The sequence below is a fragment of the Acetobacter persici genome, assembly GCF_018256955.1.
GTDB classification, from domain to species: domain Bacteria; phylum Pseudomonadota; class Alphaproteobacteria; order Acetobacterales; family Acetobacteraceae; genus Acetobacter; species Acetobacter persici.
Genome location: NZ_JAERKU010000006.1, coordinates 161,741 through 179,474, shown reverse-complemented (window position 1 = coordinate 179,474; position 17,734 = coordinate 161,741). Strand labels below are relative to the sequence as shown.

At 58.4% G+C, this 17,734-nt stretch carries 16 protein-coding genes; 1 reads left to right on the top strand and 15 read right to left on the bottom strand.

Annotation, left to right across the window (positions count from 1 at the left end):
* Window positions 1-4 precede the first annotated feature (4 nt).
* Entirely contained in the window at window positions 5-802 is a 798-nt protein-coding gene (locus tag JK199_RS09215; RefSeq protein ID WP_212375383.1) for an IclR family transcriptional regulator, read from the bottom strand.
* Window positions 803-1,080: 278 nt separating this feature from the next.
* Between JK199_RS09215 and JK199_RS09210 the strand changes: the two genes are divergently transcribed.
* Window positions 1,081-1,566 carry a glutathione peroxidase gene (locus JK199_RS09210; protein ID WP_086656164.1) on the top strand — a complete coding sequence of 162 codons (486 nt, stop codon included), beginning with the start codon at window positions 1,081-1,083 and terminating at the stop codon, window positions 1,564-1,566.
* Window positions 1,567-1,613: 47 nt separating this feature from the next.
* Here JK199_RS09210 and JK199_RS09205 read toward each other — a convergent pair whose 3' ends face one another.
* From JK199_RS09205 to nuoF, 14 genes are all read right to left on the bottom strand, one after another.
* Window positions 1,614-2,297, bottom strand: a complete 684-nt coding sequence (locus JK199_RS09205) for an ABC transporter ATP-binding protein (RefSeq protein WP_212354383.1) — start codon at window positions 2,295-2,297, stop codon at window positions 1,614-1,616.
* Window positions 2,290-3,537 carry a lipoprotein-releasing ABC transporter permease subunit gene (locus JK199_RS09200; RefSeq protein WP_212375423.1) on the bottom strand — a complete coding sequence of 416 codons (1,248 nt, stop codon included), beginning with the start codon at window positions 3,535-3,537 and terminating at the stop codon, window positions 2,290-2,292. Before JK199_RS09200 ends, JK199_RS09205 begins: the two co-directional genes overlap by 8 nt.
* Before the next feature lie 2 nt (window positions 3,538-3,539).
* Window positions 3,540-4,856: a proline--tRNA ligase gene (proS, locus tag JK199_RS09195; RefSeq protein WP_212354385.1), complete on the bottom strand. Its 1,317-nt coding sequence runs from the start codon at window positions 4,854-4,856 to the stop codon at window positions 3,540-3,542.
* Between the two features lie 167 nt (window positions 4,857-5,023).
* A complete protein-coding gene (locus JK199_RS09190) occupies window positions 5,024-6,670 on the bottom strand; it encodes a ribonuclease J (RefSeq protein ID WP_212375381.1) in 1,647 nt (548 codons plus the stop codon).
* Between the two features lie 8 nt (window positions 6,671-6,678).
* Window positions 6,679-7,491, bottom strand: a complete 813-nt coding sequence (locus tag JK199_RS09185; protein WP_077931464.1) for a type III pantothenate kinase — start codon at window positions 7,489-7,491, stop codon at window positions 6,679-6,681.
* On the bottom strand, window positions 7,475-8,239 hold the full coding sequence (locus tag JK199_RS09180; RefSeq protein ID WP_212375379.1) for a biotin--[acetyl-CoA-carboxylase] ligase: 765 nt from the start codon (window positions 8,237-8,239) through the stop codon (window positions 7,475-7,477). The genes JK199_RS09185 and JK199_RS09180 overlap by 17 nt, the downstream gene beginning before the upstream one ends.
* Window positions 8,236-9,663, bottom strand: a complete 1,428-nt coding sequence (gene nuoN, locus JK199_RS09175; RefSeq protein WP_212375421.1) for an NADH-quinone oxidoreductase subunit NuoN — start codon at window positions 9,661-9,663, stop codon at window positions 8,236-8,238. The genes JK199_RS09180 and nuoN overlap by 4 nt, the downstream gene beginning before the upstream one ends.
* An 81-nt stretch (window positions 9,664-9,744) precedes the next feature.
* Window positions 9,745-11,685, bottom strand: coding sequence for an NADH-quinone oxidoreductase subunit L (nuoL, locus tag JK199_RS09170; protein WP_212375377.1), 1,941 nt, complete (start codon window positions 11,683-11,685; stop codon window positions 9,745-9,747).
* A gap of 8 nt (window positions 11,686-11,693) precedes the next feature.
* Window positions 11,694-12,017 carry an NADH-quinone oxidoreductase subunit NuoK gene (gene nuoK / locus JK199_RS09165; RefSeq protein WP_035373926.1) on the bottom strand — a complete coding sequence of 108 codons (324 nt, stop codon included), beginning with the start codon at window positions 12,015-12,017 and terminating at the stop codon, window positions 11,694-11,696.
* Window positions 12,014-12,730 (bottom strand): NADH-quinone oxidoreductase subunit J, encoded by a 717-nt coding sequence (locus JK199_RS09160; RefSeq protein ID WP_077931461.1) that lies wholly within the window; start codon window positions 12,728-12,730, stop codon window positions 12,014-12,016. Before JK199_RS09160 ends, nuoK begins: the two co-directional genes overlap by 4 nt.
* 36 nt (window positions 12,731-12,766) lie before the next feature.
* Window positions 12,767-13,255 carry an NADH-quinone oxidoreductase subunit NuoI gene (gene nuoI, locus JK199_RS09155; protein WP_077931460.1) on the bottom strand — a complete coding sequence of 163 codons (489 nt, stop codon included), beginning with the start codon at window positions 13,253-13,255 and terminating at the stop codon, window positions 12,767-12,769.
* Window positions 13,255-14,283 carry an NADH-quinone oxidoreductase subunit NuoH gene (nuoH, locus tag JK199_RS09150; RefSeq protein ID WP_077931459.1) on the bottom strand — a complete coding sequence of 343 codons (1,029 nt, stop codon included), beginning with the start codon at window positions 14,281-14,283 and terminating at the stop codon, window positions 13,255-13,257. The genes nuoI and nuoH overlap by 1 nt, the downstream gene beginning before the upstream one ends.
* A gap of 6 nt (window positions 14,284-14,289) precedes the next feature.
* Window positions 14,290-16,389 carry an NADH-quinone oxidoreductase subunit NuoG gene (nuoG, locus tag JK199_RS09145; RefSeq protein WP_212375375.1) on the bottom strand — a complete coding sequence of 700 codons (2,100 nt, stop codon included), beginning with the start codon at window positions 16,387-16,389 and terminating at the stop codon, window positions 14,290-14,292.
* 5 nt (window positions 16,390-16,394) lie between these two features.
* A complete protein-coding gene (gene nuoF, locus JK199_RS09140) occupies window positions 16,395-17,723 on the bottom strand; it encodes an NADH-quinone oxidoreductase subunit NuoF (protein WP_077931457.1) in 1,329 nt (442 codons plus the stop codon).
* Window positions 17,724-17,734 lie beyond the last annotated feature (11 nt).

Sequence of the window (17,734 nt, the reverse complement as noted above, 5' to 3'; positions counted from 1 at the left end):
GAGATCAGACAGAATCGGCGTGTGCAGCACGATACCCCAGCCTGCGGGAAAGTGCCTGTGCCAGCGCCAGAGCCATATGCCCAAGCTGGCTGACCTTATACCGCCCCAGCTCCGTCTGCGGCAGGCTGAGCCCGACCCCAGCCACCATGCGCCCGGAATGGTCCTTCACCCCGGCCCCGAAGCACCACAGGCCATCATGCACCTGTTCATCATCCACCGCGTAGCCACGCTCTCTGATTTCCGCAATTTCACGCACCAGAGTCGTGACGGACCGAATCCCGTTGGGAGTCAGAGGTTCGGGCCATGTGGAAGCCGGATGCAGGGTCAGCCATTCACGGAACGCATTATCATCCATCTCGGCCAGCATGGCATTGCCTGTGGCCGTAAAGATGGCAGGCAGACGCATCCCGACGCGGAAAGAGGCCCCGAGCACCGTCGCGCTGTTACGGCAGGCCATATAGACCACATCCGTATCTTCCAGCACCGTCAGCGTGACCGTAAAGGCCGCAAGGTCTGAAGCATTTTCCAGAGTCTGGTAGAATTCCGTCACCAGATCCCGCTGTTCCGTCACCCCGCCGCCCCAGTCCAGCAGGCGTGCGCCCAGCCGGTACCCTTGTGTGACCGTCTTTTCCAGCAACCCCAGTTCGACCATCACCGCGACCAGCCCGTGCACGGTGCTGCGCGGCAGGTCGAGCTGACGCGCGATATCCGCGGCAAGCGGCGGGCGCTCCGTACTTTTCACCAGATCCAGAATACGCACGGCGCGGCGTAGGGCGGGCACGGAGTCATGAGGTTTGGACATGTCGTTTCTTATTTTCCTTGTTGACAAAGAGGGCCCTTACCCTCATATTCCAAATACGGGATCGAGTTCAATATAATGAACAATAAAAATCAGAACTCGATCCTCTGACAGAGACTATTCTGGTGGAAGCCTGACAAGAACCCGGAACAGGGCAGCAGGCTTCCCCCCGGACCAGACCTTACAGACCCATCTCCCCTTCACACTCGCACCGCCTTCTGTCTTACGCTACACAGGTTTGCAACGCGCCCTGTTCGCACATGAGAGATGAGTGTCTGACCGTGACCACAATCTATGATTTTACACTCCCTGCCCTTGAAGGCGGCGACATCAATCTGGCGGACTACCGTGGCCGCCCCGTTCTGATTGTCAACACAGCGTCCAAGTGCGGTTTCACCCCGCAATATGAAGGCCTGCAAGCCCTGTGGTACCAGTTCCGCAGCATGGGTCTGGTCGTGATCGGCATCCCCAGTAACGATTTTGGGGCGCAGGAACCCGGCACGTCCTCAGAAATCGCCTCTTTCTGCCACCGCAATTATGGTGTCAGCTTCCCTATGGCGGCGCGCTCTGTGGTGAAAGGTCCGCAGACTATTCCTCTGTTCCGGTGGCTGGACAAGGAATGTGGTTTTCTGGCCCGTCCGCGCTGGAATTTCTATAAATATCTGACAAACCGGACCGGCGCGCCCGTAGCGTGGTTTTCGAGCGTTACCGCGCCGACCTCTGCCCGCGTGACCAAAGCGGTTGAGCGCGTGATCCTGAACCCCTGATCAGGCACGCTCCCTCTCTAATTCCGGGCTGAGACTCCTGAAGGTAATTACCGCGGGACGATCAGCCCGTCCCGCAATGTCACCACACGGTCCATGCGGCTCAGCAGTTCTTCATTATGGGTGGCAACCAGAGCCGCAAGCCCCTGCCCACGTACGGCCGCCATCAGTTCTGAGAAGACAGCATCGGCTGTCCGGACGTCCAGATTGCCAGTCGGTTCATCCGCCAGCAGCACAGCCGGGTTATTGGCCAGTGCGCGCGCTATCGCCACACGCTGCTGCTCCCCGCCGGACAGTTTACCCGGCAGGTGAGACACCCGGTGTGCCAGCCCAAACAGCCCCAGCAGCTTTTCAGCTTTCTGGCGGGCATCCGCCTTCCGCACGCCGGCAATCATCTGCGGGAGCATCACGTTTTCACGCGCTGTAAACTCGGCCAGCAAATGATGAAACTGATAGACAAAGCCAATCTGGTCACGCCGCAATGCAGTCCGGCCGACTTCCGGCAAGCCATGCGTCCGTTGCCCGCAGATTTCAATCTCACCTTCATCGGGCGTATCCAGCAGGCCAGCCAGATGCAGCAGCGTGGATTTGCCTGTGCCAGAGGGCGCAACAAGGGCCACAATCTCCCCTGCATGCAGGGTAAAGTCCACGCCCTGCAAAACGGGCAGAACGCCATCTTCCCCGCTCCGGTAGGTCTTCTTTACGCCACGCAGGCTGAGGGCGACATTACTCATGGCGCAATGCCTCCACAGGATCAGTTTTTGCCGCACGCCATGACGGATACAGCGTTGCCAGCAGGGAGAGGCTCAGAGCAATCAGAATCACTTCACCAACCTGCCCCCAGACCAGCTTGGCCGGAAGATGTTCAAGGTAATACACTTCCGGGTTGAAGAGATTGGTGCCGGTCAGCTTCTGCAAGGCCTGCCGAATACGCTCGATATTCTTGCAGAAGACCACACCCAGCAGAGTACCGGCCACGGTGCCCGTAACACCGACTGACGCCCCGCACATCAGGAAGATGCGCATAATGGCCCCGCGGCTGGCCCCGATGGTGCGCAGCACGGCGATATCGCCCGTCTTGTCCTTCACCATCATGATCAGGGAGGAAATGACATTAAAGGCAGCCACAAGGATGATCAGAGTCAGGATCAGGAACATCACATTCTGTTCCACCTGCACCGCACCAAATAGGGCATTGTTGGCGTTGGTCCAGTCCAGCACACGCAGGCCCGGCTCCCCGACGGCATTCACAATCCGCATCGTCACCGGGCGGATGTTCTGCTCGTCCTTCGCCATGACCTGAATCTGCGTGACCTTGTCCGGCATCTGGAAATAGATCTGCGCCGCATGCATCGGCAGGAAAACGTAGCTGGAATTATAGTCGTTCACGCCCGCATCAAAAATGGCGACAACCCGGTAAGCCCGCACACGGGGCACGGTGCCAAAGGCCGTTGCGGCCCCATTCGGTGAGACCAGCGTGAGACGGGAGCCAATAGACAGCCCGGCGCGGTCTGCAAGCGTTACGCCAATGGCAATCGAATCATCACTGCCGAAATCATCCAGTGTGCCCGCAACCAGAGAGGAACTAACACCTTTCAGGTCCAGCAGCCCCTGCCGGGTCATGCCATGCACCACCCCGCCGGAACTGTAAGACCCGGCGCTGAGCAGCACCTGCCCTTCAATAAGCGGGGTCGCGCTGATCACACCCGGCACCTTACGCACGCGCTCGGCCACATCCTCATACTGAGAAATCGTGCGGCCCGCGCCGTAAATGCTCAGATCACCATTCAGCCCGAGGATGCGCCCCATCAGGTCAGCCTGAAACCCGTTCATCACCGCCATGACGATGATGAGCGTGGCCACCCCGAGGGCAATCCCCACAAGCGAGAAAATGGCAATCACGGAAACAAAGCGTTCTCCGCGCCGTGCCCGAAGGTAGCGGCCTGCCACGGCCCGCTCGAAGGGACCAAACATCATCAGTCTGCCAGAACCAGAGCCAGAGCGTCTTCCACACTCACATCCTTGCGCTCACCTGTTGCGCGGCGCTTGAGTTCCACGCGGCCTTCCTTGGCGCTGCGCGGCCCCACCACGATCTGCCAGGGGTGGCCCATCAGATCCGCATCCGCGAATTTCGCACCGGCGCGATCCGTCCGGTCGTCATACAGGAAGGCTTCGCTGTTGGTGTTGTAGATCCGCTCACACAACGCATCACAGGTTTCATCACCCACTTTCAGGTTGATGATCACAGCGCGGAACGGTGCCACGGCATCCGGCCAGATAATCCCGGCGTCATCATGACTGGCTTCGATAATGGCACCGGCCAGACGGGAGACACCAATGCCATAGGACCCCATTTCCGGGTAGACAGGCGTGCCTTCCGGGCCGCTGACGGTCACATCCATGGACTGGGTGTATTTGGTGCCGAAGTGGAAAATATGGCCCACTTCAACGCCGCGCCCTTCCCGCCGCCGATCTTCCGGCACAGCATCCCATGCAGCGGTATCGTGCATTTCATCCGTTGCGGCATAAGGCGTGGTGACGCGGCTGTAGAAGGCTTCCAGCGCCTTCGGATCTTCCACGTTGACGGGTTCATCCAGCCAGTCCTGCTCCTCAAGAGCGGCATCATAAAACACGCCGCTTTCCCCCGTGGGGGCGAGAATCAGGAATTCGTGGCTCAGTTCCCCGCCAATCGGGCCCGTATCGGCGCGCATCGGCACGGCCCGCACCCCCAGACGCTGGAACGTGCGCAAATAGGCCAGCAGCATCCGGCGATAGGTCGCAACGGCAGAGTCATAGTCCAGATCAAAGCTGTAGGCGTCTTTCATCAGGAATTCACGCCCGCGCATCACGCCAAAACGCGGACGCACTTCATCACGGAATTTCCACTGGATGTGATACAATACCTGAGGAAGATCCTTGTAGGACTTCACAGCCTGCCCGAACAGGTCGGTAATCATTTCCTCATTGGTCGGCCCGTACAGCAGTTCCCGCTTATGGCGGTCCTGAATACGCAGCATTTCCGGGCCGTAAGCATCATAGCGGCCAGACCGCTTCCACAGATCAGCGGACTGAAGGGTGGGCATCAGCACTTCCTGCGCGCCAATACGATCCTGCTCTTCCCGCACGATCTGGCTGATATTACGCAGCACCTTCAGGCCAGCAGGCAACCAGGCGTAAATGCCGGACGCCGTCTGCCGGATAAGACCAGCCCGCAGCATAAGGCGATGTGAGACGATCTGCGCCTCTGCCGGGTTTTCCTTAAGCGTGGGAAGAAAACTACGCGAAAGACGCATGATGCACTCAGCCTTGTCTGGCAGGTGAGACCACAGGCGGCCTCACTCTGAAATTTTAGTCTGTTATCTGCTCTAAAACAGTGCGGCGACAAAGAAAACCCGCATCATGCGGGCCTCCCTTAAGTCGCCGGATCGACCCTGCCCGAGGCAGGGTGAGGTTCTGCGCCTCAGACGCGCAGAACGTGAACATCCACCAGCGGACGCTTCTGCAATTTACGGCCCAGTGCGCGACGGAGGGCGGTTTTAGCCGCATCGCGGAAGGACTGGTCATCATTGCGCAGTTCATCCGGAATGACGTCAATCGCGTTCGCGAATTCTTCGCGCACGCGCACACTTTCCAGATCATCCGGGTCCAGCAGACCGGGGGCGCTGACTTTGGGCTCACCAATCACAAAGCCTTCATCATCCACCGCGAAGCTGGCAATCACCACGCCGTTAAACAGCATCTTGCGGCGGGCAGCCAGAACGCCACCGTTCATGGGCAGCAGACGACCAGCATCCAGAGCCAGACGGCCGCTGGGCGCTGTATCAACCACTTCCACCTTACCCGGAGCAAGCCGCAGAATATCGCCATCTTCCAGCAGGATCGGCGCGATATCCTTTTCCTGAGCCAGAGCGGCATGGGCTGTCAGGTGGCGCCATTCACCATGCACAGGGACGGCATATTTCGGCCGGACCAGATCATACATGGTGCGGACATCATCCCCGGTGGCGTGACCGGACACGTGCACAAAAGCGTCTTTATCCGTAATCACGCGCACACCGCGGCGGGACAGATTATCCTGCACGGCCATAATGGCGCGTTCATTCCCCGGTATCATACGGCTGGAATAAATTACCGTATCGCCCTCACCCAGAGAGACATTCGGGTGCATATCCAGAGAGATACGGGACAGAGCGGAGCGTGGCTCACCCTGACTTCCGGTGATGATCATGACAATCTGATCATCCGGCACGTCATTCACGTCCTGTTCCGTCAGGAACGGCAGCACACCGGACAGATAGCCACACTCACGCGCCGCAACATCCAGATTGCGCAGGGAACGGCCAACCAGAACCACCGTACGGCCCGCAGCCTGTGCGGCCATAGCAATGGTTTCCACACGCGCCACGTTGGAGGCAAAGCAGGTGACCGCAATGCGCCCTTTCAGCCCGCTGATCAGGTCCGTCATGCTGCGACGCACTTCCGCTTCCGAGCGGGAGGGGCCGGAACTCATGACGTTGGTGCTGTCACACACCAGCGCCAGAACACCTTCATCCCCCACTTCCTTCAGACGCTTGACGTCTGTCGGCGGGCCAACCAGCGGGTCCGGGTCCAGTTTCCAGTCACCCGTATGCACAATCACACCATCGGGCGTACGCAGCACAACAGCCTGCGCTTCCGGCACGGAGTGGGTCACGGGGATGAATTCCAGGTCAAACGGCCCGACCTTGAAGTCCCCACTGCACGGAATCACGTGGATCGGCACCTGCTGGAGCAGACGCGCTTCACCCAGCTTGCGGCGCAGCACCGCCCCGGCAAAGGGCGTCACATACACAGGGCACTGCAACAGCGGCCAGACATGGGCTACAGCGCCAATATGGTCTTCATGCGCATGGGTGATCACGAGCCCTGCGAGCTTATCCTTGCGCTCGGCAATAAAGGTCGGGTCCGGCACCAGAATTTCGGCTTCCGGTGTATCGTTCCCGCTAAAGCCAATACCGCAATCTATCGCCAGCCAGGTTTCCCCAAGGCGATAGAGATTCAGATTCATGCCGATCTCGCCCGTTCCGCCCAGGGGCAGAAAGACGAGATCGCCGTTCTGTTCTGTCATAAGTTGTCTTATCCTTCTGTTAAAAAGTCTTTTTCGATTGTGAGACGCGGCAAGGGATTCCGCCCCGCCAATATCCGCAGCCCGTTAAGGGTCAGCATTGAATCCACGTGATCAAACACTGTCGTGCCTTCCGAGAAGAGCGGAGCCAGACCGCCAGTTGCGAGCACCTTCATGGTCTGCCCGACTTCCTGCCTGATCCTCTCAACGATCCCCTCGATCAAACCCACATAACCCCAGAACACGCCAGACCGCATGGCCGTAACCGTATTCCGCCCGATGACGGAATCCACCGCCGGACGTCCAATTCCTATTCTCGGCAGCCGGGCAGCTGCCTGATGCAGGGCTTCAACCGAAAGATTGATACCCGGGGCAATCACCCCGCCACAATAGCTGCCTTCTGCATCCACCACATCAAAGGTGGTGGCCGTGCCAAAATCAATCACCGTCAGCGGTCCACCATACAGATGGTGTGCGGCAAGCCCGTTTAACAGGCGGTCCACGCCAACTTCATCCGGATTATCCATTTTAATGGAAAATCCCCAGTCCAGCCGGGCGGAGGCCAGCAGAGGCTCCACCGAAAACCACTGGCGGCACAGAGTGCGCAGATGGTAGAGCGCCGCCGGCACCACGGTGCCAATCACAGCGCCTTCAATATCCTCCGCCGCAATCCCCTGCATTTTCAGCAGGGCCAGCAGCCAGACGGCATATTCGTCAGACGTGCGCTGGGCCTGCATGGTAATGCGCCACACACCCCGCCATTTTTCACCATCATGCACGGCAAACACAACATTGGTGTTGCCTGCATCAATGACGAGAAGCAACGTCAGCCCCCTGTTCTGCCAGCAGGATATCCCCTGTTGCGATCGTTTTCATACCCTGTTCCGTCTCAAGCAGCAGCCGTCCATCAGCGGCAAGCCCTGCAAACTGGCCCTTTTCATAAGTAGTCCCGCCGCTTACGACAAGAGGCGTGCCAACAGGATGTGCACGTTTCCGCCATTCCGCACACAAAACAGCAAAGCCATCCTGCCGCCAGACGGTACACCAGTGCGCCAGTTGTGCAAGGATCGCCTTTGCCACATCGGCTGGCGGCGGTACCGGCCCGCACTGCCCGAGCGAGGCTGCTGTCCGGCCAATCTGTGCTTCCTGCGGCGGCTGCTGAAGGTTGGCCCCCATGCCAATCACCAGCATCGGACCTTCACGCTCTATCAGAATACCGCCGAGTTTCTGGCCGTCGAGCAGGATATCGTTCGGCCATTTGATCATCAGCCGCTCCCGCGCTGCGGGAACACTGGTCGCCAGTCCTTCAAAAAAAGCCAGAGAGGCCACAAAAGGCCAGCCGCCCAGCGCATCCTGCCCTGCCTGCCCGGCATCCAGCAAAACAGAAAAGGCGAGGCTCTGCCCGGCGTTGGCCCAGTTGCGCCCCCGGCTGCCCCGCCCTTTTGTCTGGCGCAAAGCCAGTAACGCCAGCCCCGGAGCCTCTCCCTTACGGGCGCGCTCCAGACAGATATCAGACGTTGATGTCAGTTCCTCGTAACATTCAAGCCGCCAGTCCGTCGTCTGCTCACTCATCCGCCAAGGGCCAGAGCGGCCTGTCGGGCCATGGCCATCAGCGGGCCAAGTGCGAGAATGAAGAACACCGTCGCCAGCCCCATACTGCCAGAAACAAACAGCAGGCTGCGCGCTGGCCGGTCCAGCCCCTCCGCAGAGGCATCAAAATACATCACCTTCACCACCCGCAGATAATAATACGCGCCAACAATGCTCGAGACTGCCCCGATCACGACCAGAACGTAAAGGCCAGATTGCCATGCGGCGGCAAAAACCATCAATTTCCCAAAAAAACCAGCCAGAGGCGGCGCGCCAACCATGCTGAACATGAAGATTGCCAGCACAGCCGCCAGACCAGGGTCCGTCCGACCCAGACCGGCAAGGTCAGCGATGGACGTGACTTCCCGCCCCTTCCGACGCATGGCGGTAATAACGGCAAACACCCCGGCGTTCATCACCAGATAGGCCGCCAGATAAATCAGGGTTGCGCGCACACCGCTGGCGGATGCTGCCGCCAGCCCCATGAGCGCATACCCCATATGGCCAATGGATGAATATGCCATCAGCCGTTTGATGTTGGTCTGCGGGATCGCTGCGAACGCGCCATACACCATCGAGAGGATGGACAGGACTTCAATCAGCATTTGCCAGCGGGGGGCCATAGCGCCAAACGGTCCGCTCATCACACGCAGGAAGAGGGCAAAAGCTGCAAATTTGGGCGCTCCGGCCATGTAGGCCGTAATGGGTGTTGGCGCACCCTGATAAACATCGGGCGTCCACATATGGAACGGCACGACTGAAAGCTTGAAGCTGAGCCCGACCAGAATAAACACCAGACCGACCATCAGCCCCGCTGGCAGCGCGCTTGTCTGCTGAATGGCCGCAATCAGGCCCGTATAGGCCATGGTGCCCGCGTAGCCATACACCAGAGACATGCCATATAGCAGCAGGCCAGAGGCGAGAGACCCGAGAACAAAATATTTCAGCCCGGCTTCGGACGACGTCACATCATCCCGCTCCAGCGCACAGAGGATGTAAATGGAGAGAGAGGAGAGTTCCAGCCCGACAAATAACGTCATCAGATTGGCGGAAGACGCCATGATCAGCGCACCGAGGGTGGAGAACAGGATCAGCACTGCCGTTTCAAACGGCAGCGGCTCACGCTCTTCCGTGCGGTAGCTGAGTGTCAGCACAAGAGCAGCAACCCCGCCCAGCAATGCAAGCATTTTCATGAAGCGGGCAAAGCCGTCATTCACAAATGTCCCGGCATAAGCCACGCCGTCAGGCGAGACGGCCACAAGCACACCACACCCGATAAAGGCCGCCACAGTCAGCAGGGTGCAGGAAACAATCCCCTTCCCCTCCCGCTGGAGCACGCCAAAGATGAGAATAACCAGTCCGGCCAGCCCGAGAGCAATTTCCGGCAAAGCCAGCGTCCAGTTCACCGATGTCACGCTCATGCCGCAGCACTCCGTTCAGAGCAGGAGAAAACAGATAAGACAGCAAGGGTCATCTCAGCCCCTCCCTCACCCACAGAGTGCAACAGTCAGCACCACAACCAGCCCCGCCAGCATGGTGAACGCATACAGCGCGATAGACCCGGTTTGCAGACGCACAGCATCAGAAGCACCATTGGCAGCAGCTTGTACCAGATCCCGCGGGAGGCCTTCCACAGCGCCTTCCTCTCCGTCTTTCCAGAGAATACGGGCGATGGCACCGTAGGGCCGGACAAAAATCCGGTCATACAGCTCATCAAAATACCATTTGTTGAGTAGGAACCGGTAGAGCGGGCCGCAAGAGCGCGCGAGCGCCGCAGGTATATCCGGGCGGACTACGTAAAACAGATACGCCACAGCAATGCCCAGCAACCCGACTACCGATGGCAGAAGAGCAATCACGCCCGGAACATGCTCGAAGGTTTCCATGATGCTGTTATCAGGAGCATTGAAAATGCTGCCGTGCCAGAAGGCGACCTGCTGCGCGCCGATATAATACGGGGCCAGCGCAATACCACTCACGACGGCACCAATGGCCAGCACCACCAGCGGCAGAGCCATGGAAAGCGGGCTTTCATGTGCAGCATCCCGGGCGTGCGCATCGGCAGGGGCACCGTGAAACACCAGAAAAATGAGCCGCCAGCTATAAAATGCGGTCAGGAAAGCCGTAATGACACCCAGAACCCACGCGTAATGGCTCATGCCACTGTCAGCCGCCCACAGGGCATTCAGAATAGCATCTTTTGACCAGTAGCCTGCAAAAGGGAAAACACCGGCCAGAGCAAGGCTGCCAATCCACATGACTGCGTATGTCAGCGGCAGTTTTTTCCACAAGCCGCCCATGCGGAACATATTCTGTTCATCATGCAACGCATGGATTACGGACCCGGCCCCCAGAAACAGGAGTGCTTTGAAAAAAGCATGTGTTGTCAGGTGGAAAACGGAAGCCTGATAGGCGCCGACACCAACCGCAGCAAACATATAGCCAAGCTGTGAGCAGGTGGAATACGCAATGCTGCGTTTGATATCCGGCTGCACCATGCCGACTGTTGCTGCAAAAAAGCAGGTTGTGGCACCGATGAAAATCACAAACAGGCGGGTGTTGGGCGCTGCCTCCAGCAGAGGGGACATCCGCGCCATCAGAAACACACCGGCTGTCACCATCGTCGCGGCGTGGATCAGCGCGGAAACGGGAGTTGGCCCTTCCATCGCGTCCGGCAACCATGTGTGCAGGAACAGTTGCGCCGATTTCCCCATAGCGCCAACAAACAGCAGAAAACTGATAACTTCCGCCATCCGGAAGGACTGCCCGAAGAGTGTATAAGGTGCCCCGGCAACCTGCGGCACAGCGGCAAAAATCTCTTCATACCGCACGGAATGAAAGAGGACGTAAATCAGCCCGATCCCGACGAGGAAGAACAGATCCGCTACGCGGTTGACGACAAAGGCCTTGATGGCTGCGGCCGTGGCGGAAGGCCGGTCATACCAGTAGCCAATGAGCAGATAACTGGCGAGCCCCACGCCTTCCCATCCGAAAAAGAGCTGAATGAGATCAGAGGAAGATACCAGCATGAGCATGGCAAAAGTAAAGAGCGAGAGATACGCAAAAAACCGGTAAACCGGCATAGTCTCATGGCTCATGTAGCCGAGGCTGTAGCAGTGAACCAGCAGCGAGACACAGAGCACCATGGCCGTCATGGTCACGGAAAGCGTGTCAAACCGCAGCGTCCATGTGGCATGGAAGCCACCGGCGTTAATCCAGTCGGCCAGCGGCACGGAAAAAGGCCCGAACCCGGTGGTCCAGCCGCCATATAAAGCCCCCACACCGCACAAAGCGGCAACGCTCATGCACGCAAGGGTTACGACTTTCGCCAGTGTATCGCCCATCAGGCGACCACCCAGCCCTGCCACAACCGCACCGGCCAGAGGCAGGGTGACGGCGGCGGCAAACAGGTGAAGATCGGTCTGCATGAGTCCGCTCATCCCTTCATCATCGTAACGTCTTCGACCTGGATCGACCCACGGTTACGGAAATAGACCGTGACAATCGCCAGACCGATGGCGGCTTCCGCTGCGGCGATGGTCAGCACGAACAGCACCATCACCTGCCCGGACAGATCCGCATGGGCTGAGGAAAATGCGACAAAATTCAGATTTGCCGCCAGAAGAATGAGTTCCATGGACATCAGGATGATGATGATATTTTTCCGGTTAAGAAAAATACCCAACACCCCCAGCACCAGCAGCGCGGCGCTGACCACAAGATAAGGCCCAAGCCCGACAGGAGCGATTGCTGGTGTCATGCGCCAGTCTCCTCTTTTTCCGCCTCTTTATGCTGCTCGGCAGAACCATAGGACCCGGGAACAGCAATCTCGTAATAGGAGCTTCCGGGGCGCAGGAAACCACCCTGCTCCAACACGTTTTCGCCAAGTGGCAGTTGCACCAGCTCCAGCGTGTCTTCACGTGTGCGTGCATGCTGTTTTTCAATATTCTGGCGCCGTCCGCTCCCTGTCTGACGCAAAGTCAGCACAATGGCTCCGATCATGGCGACCAGCAGCACAAGCCCGCAGGCCTGAAACAACAGCACATAATGCGTATAGATCAGCGTGCCTAATGCGGCCGTGTTGGTCAGACCAGGCGCAGCCTGCACCGATGCAACAGCACCGGCCGGGGCCATCGTCCAATTGCTGAAGGCCATGACCAGTTCCGCAAACAGAATGGCGCCCACACAGGCCCCTATGGGGGCGTTCCGTTGCAGGCCTTCACGCAGTTGCGTGAAATCAACATCCAGCATCATGACGACAAACAGGAACAGCACCGCCACCGCACCGACGTACACGATGACAAGCAGCATCGCCAGAAACTCGGCCCCAGCTATCAAAAACAGACCGGCTGCGTTGAAAAATGCCAGAATGAGAAACAACACGGCATGAACCGGATTGCGCACACTGATGACCATAGTCCCAGATAGCAGCAACACAGCGGCAAAAACGTAAAAAACAACCTGCGCCAGCATCAGCAAGCCTCCTGCCCCTGCCGGGGCTGCACGGGATTAACGATACGGGGCATCATATTCCAGCCGACGGGCTAGTAAGGCTTCCCACCGGTCTCCATTCGCAAGGAGCTTATCCTTGTCGTACAGCAACTCTTCCCGTGTTTCTGTGGCAAATTCGTAATTCGGCCCTTCGACAATCGCATCAACCGGGCAGGCTTCCTCGCACAGACCGCAATAGATGCATTTTGTCATGTCAATATCGTAGCGCGTGGTGCGGCGGGAGCCATCATCACGTTCCTCGGCCTCAATGGTAATTGCCTCCGCCGGGCATGTTGCCTCACACAGTTTGCAGGCAATGCAGCGTTCTTCCCCGTTCGGGTAACGGCGCAGCGCGTGTTCTCCACGAAAACGCGGAGAAAGCGGGCCTTTTTCATACGGGTAGTTCAGCGTGACTTTTGGCTGAAACATCATCCGGAATGTTGCGGCCATACCGCCCACAAGTTCTGTCAGCAAGAACGAGCGGAATGTGCGTGTCAGAGCGCCCATCAGTTTACGCCTCCCACCTGCGGCAACAGACCTGTCGCCATCAGGAAACCTGCCGTTGCAATCATCCAGACCAGTGAGAGCGGCAGGAAAACCTTCCAGCCCAGACGCATCAGCTGGTCATACCGGAACCGCGGAAAAGTCGCCCGGATCCAGATAAAGACAAAGAGACAGAAAAGAATTTTGAAAATCAGCCAGAGCGGACCGGGCACCCACGTAAACGGTGCCAGCCCTAACGGTGGCAGCCACCCCCCAAGGAACAGAATGCTGATCATGCCTGACATCAGGATCATGTTTGCATATTCCCCAAGGAAGAAGAGACCAAAAGCTAGAGAGGAATATTCCACAAAGAACCCGGCCACGAGTTCACTCTCCCCTTCCGGCAGGTCAAAGGGCGCACGATTGGTTTCCGCCAGAGCCGAGATGAAAAAGACGATAAACATCGGAAACATCGGCACGCAGAACCAGATATGGCGCTGCGCCAGCACAATATCATTCAGATTCAGGCTCCCCACAGCCAGAAGAACCGAGACGATGACAAGCCCGATCGAGACTTCATAAGAGACCATCTGCGCCGCAGACCGCAGCCCCCCCAGAAAGGCGTAGCGGGAATTGGAAGCCCACCCGGCAATCAGAATGCCGTAAACCCCGAGGGAGGAAATGGCGAGGAGATACAAAATTCCGACATTGATATCCGCCACAGCCAGCCCGTTTCCGGTCGGGATCACTGCCCAGGCCAGCATGGCGAGAGAAAATGTGAGAAACGGTGCGAACAGAAACAGTGCCCGGTTGGCCCCGGCGGGAATCACTGTCTCCTTCGTAATCATCTTGATAGCATCGGCAAAAGCCTGAAGCATCCCGAAGGGGCCGTTCACGTTCGGCCCCCGGCGGCGCTGCATGGCCGCCATCACCTTGCGTTCCATGAGCGTCAGATACGCCACAGCAATCAGCAACGGCACCAGAACGGCCAGCGTTTCCAGCAGCATCAGAATAATCTGGCCCGCCAGTGTATGATAAAAAAACTGCGCCATCTGCCTTTACTCCGCCGCTACTGCACGCGCAGGCCCGTAAGTGCGGGAACACTCCGCCATTGTCGGGCTGGCCCGGCTGATGGCGTTGGTCTGGTAATAATCCTGCACTACAGGCCTGAAAGGATGCGCGTCCTGTCCTTCCTGCTGCGTGCCGGGAGCCTCTTCCGTCTGGAAAGCAGGAGTGCTCTGGCCCGTTATCTGCGGGTTCGGCTGATGTGCCGCGCCAATCTTACGGAACACCGGATTGATCTCCGCCATACGCTCCCGCACGGCCTCCAGCGTGTCATATGGCAGGGTTTTGCCAATCACTTCTGAAAACGCCCGCAGAATTCGCCAGTCTTCCCGCGCCTCGCCCGGTGGGAACACCGCGCGGAAGCTCCGCTGGACACGCCCCTCTGTATTCACATACGTACCCGGCTTTTCCGTATAGGCCGCGCCGGGCAGGATAATATCAGCCCGTGCGGCGGCGGCGTCTCCGTGATGCCCCTGATAAACGACGAACGTCTCGGCGCCGATTTTATCGACCGGAAACTCGTCTGCCCCAAGCAGCCAGAGCACATCCACCCCGCCACGCAGCATTCCGCTGGCTGTTCGCCCCCGTGTGCCGGGCAAAAAGCCAAGATCAAGAGCCCCAACGCGTGACGCCGCCGTGTGCAGACAGTTCAGCCCGTTCCAGCCCTCAGCAATCACGCCGCTCTGTTCAGCCAGCTTTTGGCAGGATGCGTAGAGAGCCGCAGCATCAGGCCGCGTCAGAGCACCATGACCAAGGATAATCATGGGCCGTTTTGCAGTTTTCAGTATGTCCGCAAAAGGGTGACTGCCATCAAGCAGCTTGTCCAGCGCTTCTGGCCCCTCACCCAGCAGTTCGGCCGGATAAGTCGGGTCCGTCAGCGGGGCACCAATCATGGCGATAGGTAAACCACCACGCCCGGCATCCAGAAAGCGTTTGCGAATGCGGGCATTCAGCACGGGAGCCTCATGCCGTGGATGCGTACCGACCAGTAGAAGCGCGTCGGCCTCCTCAATCCCGAGAATGCCGCTGTTAAACAGATAGCCTTCCCGCGTGCTCAGATCATACCACGCATTATCCTGACGGCAGTCGAGATTGGGGGAACCCAGAGAGACCATCAGATCTTTCAGGGCGCACAGGCTTTCCGCGTCACACAGATCACCCGCGATGGCCCCGATCTGATACCCGGCCACACCATCCAGCCGCCGCGCCAGCGCAACAAACGCATCCTGCCAGGAGGCTTCCACCAGCTTGCCGTGTACCCGCACCCACGGGCGGTCAAGCCGCCTGCGCTTGAGGCCATCGACTGAAAAACGGCCTTTATCAGACAGCCATTCTTCATTCACTTCATCGTTCACGCGCGGCACAATCCGCATGACTTCACCGCCACGCGCCTGAATCTGGATATTGGTGCCGACCGCATCCATCACATCGATGCTGTCAGTTTTTTTGTATTCCCAGGACCGGGCATGGAACGCGGAAGGTTTGGCCGTCAGCGCGCCTACCGGGCAAATATCAATCAGATTGCCGGAAAGTTCCGAAGTCAGCGCCTTTTCCACATAGGTCGTGATCTCGGCATTTTCCCCGCGTGAGACCATCCCCAGTTCTGGCGTACCCGCAACTTCCGTCGTGAACCGCACACAGCGCGTGCACTGAATGCAGCGTGTCATGACGGTTTTAACCAGCGGGCCAAGATCTTTATCCGTTACCGCCCGCTTGGCTTCCTGATACCGGGACACGCCAGAGCCATAGCCATAAGCCTGATCCTGCAAATCACACTCGCCACCCTGATCACAGATCGGGCAGTCGAGAGGGTGATTGATCAGCAGAAATTCCATCACCGCCCGGCGGGCACGACGCACCACTTCCGTATCCGTCAGAATTTCCATCCCTTCGGAAACCGGAAAACCGCAGGACGCAACCGGCTTTGGCGCACGGACCACCTGCACAAGGCACATCCGGCAGTTGCCTGCTACAGAAAGCCGCTCATGGTAGCAAAAACGCGGGATTTCCTTGCCTGCGGCCTCACAGGCCTGCAACGCGCTAAAACCGGGCGGCACATCTACAGGCGTGCCATCAACAATCACCCTTACCATCGCCCTTACTCCGCAGCCACTGGAACGCCAGATGCAGGAACCTGAACCAGCCCCGTGCCGCCATGCGTTGCTTTATAGTGGCGGATGCGTTCTTCCATTTCCGGCCGGAAATGGCGGATCAGCCCTTGAATAGGCCATGCCGCAGCATCCCCCAACGCGCAGATGGTATGCCCCTCCACCTGCCGGGTGACCTGTTCCAGCAGGTCGATTTCATCCAGTTCAGCCCGGCCCTGCACCATGCGGTCCATCATGCGCATCATCCAGCCGGTTCCTTCCCGGCAGGGCGTGCATTGCCCGCAGCTTTCATGTTTGAAAAAGCGTGAGAAACGCGCAATCGCCTCGATAATATCCGTCGATTTATCCATCACGATCATGCAGCCAGTACCCAGACCGGAGCGTTCAGCACGCAGACTGTCATAATCCATAAGGACAGTTTCGCACACAGATTTTGGCAAAACGGGCACCGAGCATCCGCCTGGAATAACCGCCAGAAGATTATCCCAGCCGCCCCGCACACCGCCACCATGTTTTTCAATAATCTCTTTCAGCGGCACGCCGAGTTCTTCTTCAAAAACACAGGGCGTGTTTACATGGCCGGAAATAGCCATCAGCTTGCTGCCCGCATTATTCGGCCGCCCCAATCCGGCAAACCACGCCGCCCCGCGGCGCAGAATGGTGGACGTCACCGCAATGCTTTCCACGTTATTCACGGTCGTCGGGCAGCCATACAGACCCGCTCCGGCGGGGAACGGGGGCTTCATACGGGGCTGGCCCTTTTTCCCTTCCAGACTTTCCAGAAGGGCGGTCTCTTCCCCGCAGATATAAGCCCCGGCGCCACGATGAATGAAGAAATCAAAATCCCACCCGGACCCGGAAGCATTTTTACCAATCAGTCCGGCCGCGTAGGCTTCATCCACCGCACTCTGTAAGTGAGCGGCTTCATTAAAAAACTCACCGCGGACATAAATATACGCGGCATGCGCGCCCATCGCGAAGGAGGCAATCAGAGCGCTTTCAATCAGCTTGTGCGGTTCATGCCTTAAAACTTCACGATCTTTACAGGTTCCGGGTTCTGATTCGTCCCCATTGATCACCAGATAATGCGGCCGCCCGTCAGACTGTTTGGGCATAAAGGACCATTTCAACCCGGTGGGGAAGCCTGCCCCGCCGCGCCCGCGCAGGCCGGAAGCCTTCATTTCCGCAATAATGGCATCACGCCCTTTTGCCAGAATTTCGGCTGTGTTCTGCCAGTCACCCCGGCTGCGTGCGCCCTCCAGCCGCCAGTCATTCTGACCGTAGAGATTTGTGAAGATCCGGTCCTTGTCCTGCAACATGCCCGTTTCTC

What these genes read in the sequence shown, in the direction of transcription:
- JK199_RS09215 (WP_212375383.1), bottom strand. Translation starts at nt 802, where the DNA reads ATGTCCAAACCTCATGACTCCGTGCCCGCCCTACGCCGCGCCGTGCGT.
- JK199_RS09205 (WP_212354383.1), bottom strand. Translation starts at nt 2,297, where the DNA reads ATGAGTAATGTCGCCCTCAGCCTGCGTGGCGTAAAGAAGACCTACCGG.
- JK199_RS09200 (WP_212375423.1), bottom strand. Translation starts at nt 3,537, where the DNA reads ATGTTTGGTCCCTTCGAGCGGGCCGTGGCAGGCCGCTACCTTCGGGCA.
- proS (WP_212354385.1), bottom strand. Translation starts at nt 4,856, where the DNA reads ATGCGTCTTTCGCGTAGTTTTCTTCCCACGCTTAAGGAAAACCCGGCA.
- JK199_RS09190 (WP_212375381.1), bottom strand. Translation starts at nt 6,670, where the DNA reads ATGACAGAACAGAACGGCGATCTCGTCTTTCTGCCCCTGGGCGGAACG.
- JK199_RS09180 (WP_212375379.1), bottom strand. Translation starts at nt 8,239, where the DNA reads ATGAGTGAGCAGACGACGGACTGGCGGCTTGAATGTTACGAGGAACTG.
- nuoL (WP_212375377.1), bottom strand. Translation starts at nt 11,685, where the DNA reads ATGCAGACCGATCTTCACCTGTTTGCCGCCGCCGTCACCCTGCCTCTG.
- nuoK (WP_035373926.1), bottom strand. Translation starts at nt 12,017, where the DNA reads ATGACACCAGCAATCGCTCCTGTCGGGCTTGGGCCTTATCTTGTGGTC.
- JK199_RS09160 (WP_077931461.1), bottom strand. Translation starts at nt 12,730, where the DNA reads ATGCTGGCGCAGGTTGTTTTTTACGTTTTTGCCGCTGTGTTGCTGCTA.
- nuoI (WP_077931460.1), bottom strand. Translation starts at nt 13,255, where the DNA reads ATGGGCGCTCTGACACGCACATTCCGCTCGTTCTTGCTGACAGAACTT.
- nuoH (WP_077931459.1), bottom strand. Translation starts at nt 14,283, where the DNA reads ATGGCGCAGTTTTTTTATCATACACTGGCGGGCCAGATTATTCTGATG.
- nuoG (WP_212375375.1), bottom strand. Translation starts at nt 16,389, where the DNA reads ATGGTAAGGGTGATTGTTGATGGCACGCCTGTAGATGTGCCGCCCGGT.
- nuoF (WP_077931457.1), bottom strand. Translation starts at nt 17,723, where the DNA reads ATGTTGCAGGACAAGGACCGGATCTTCACAAATCTCTACGGTCAGAAT.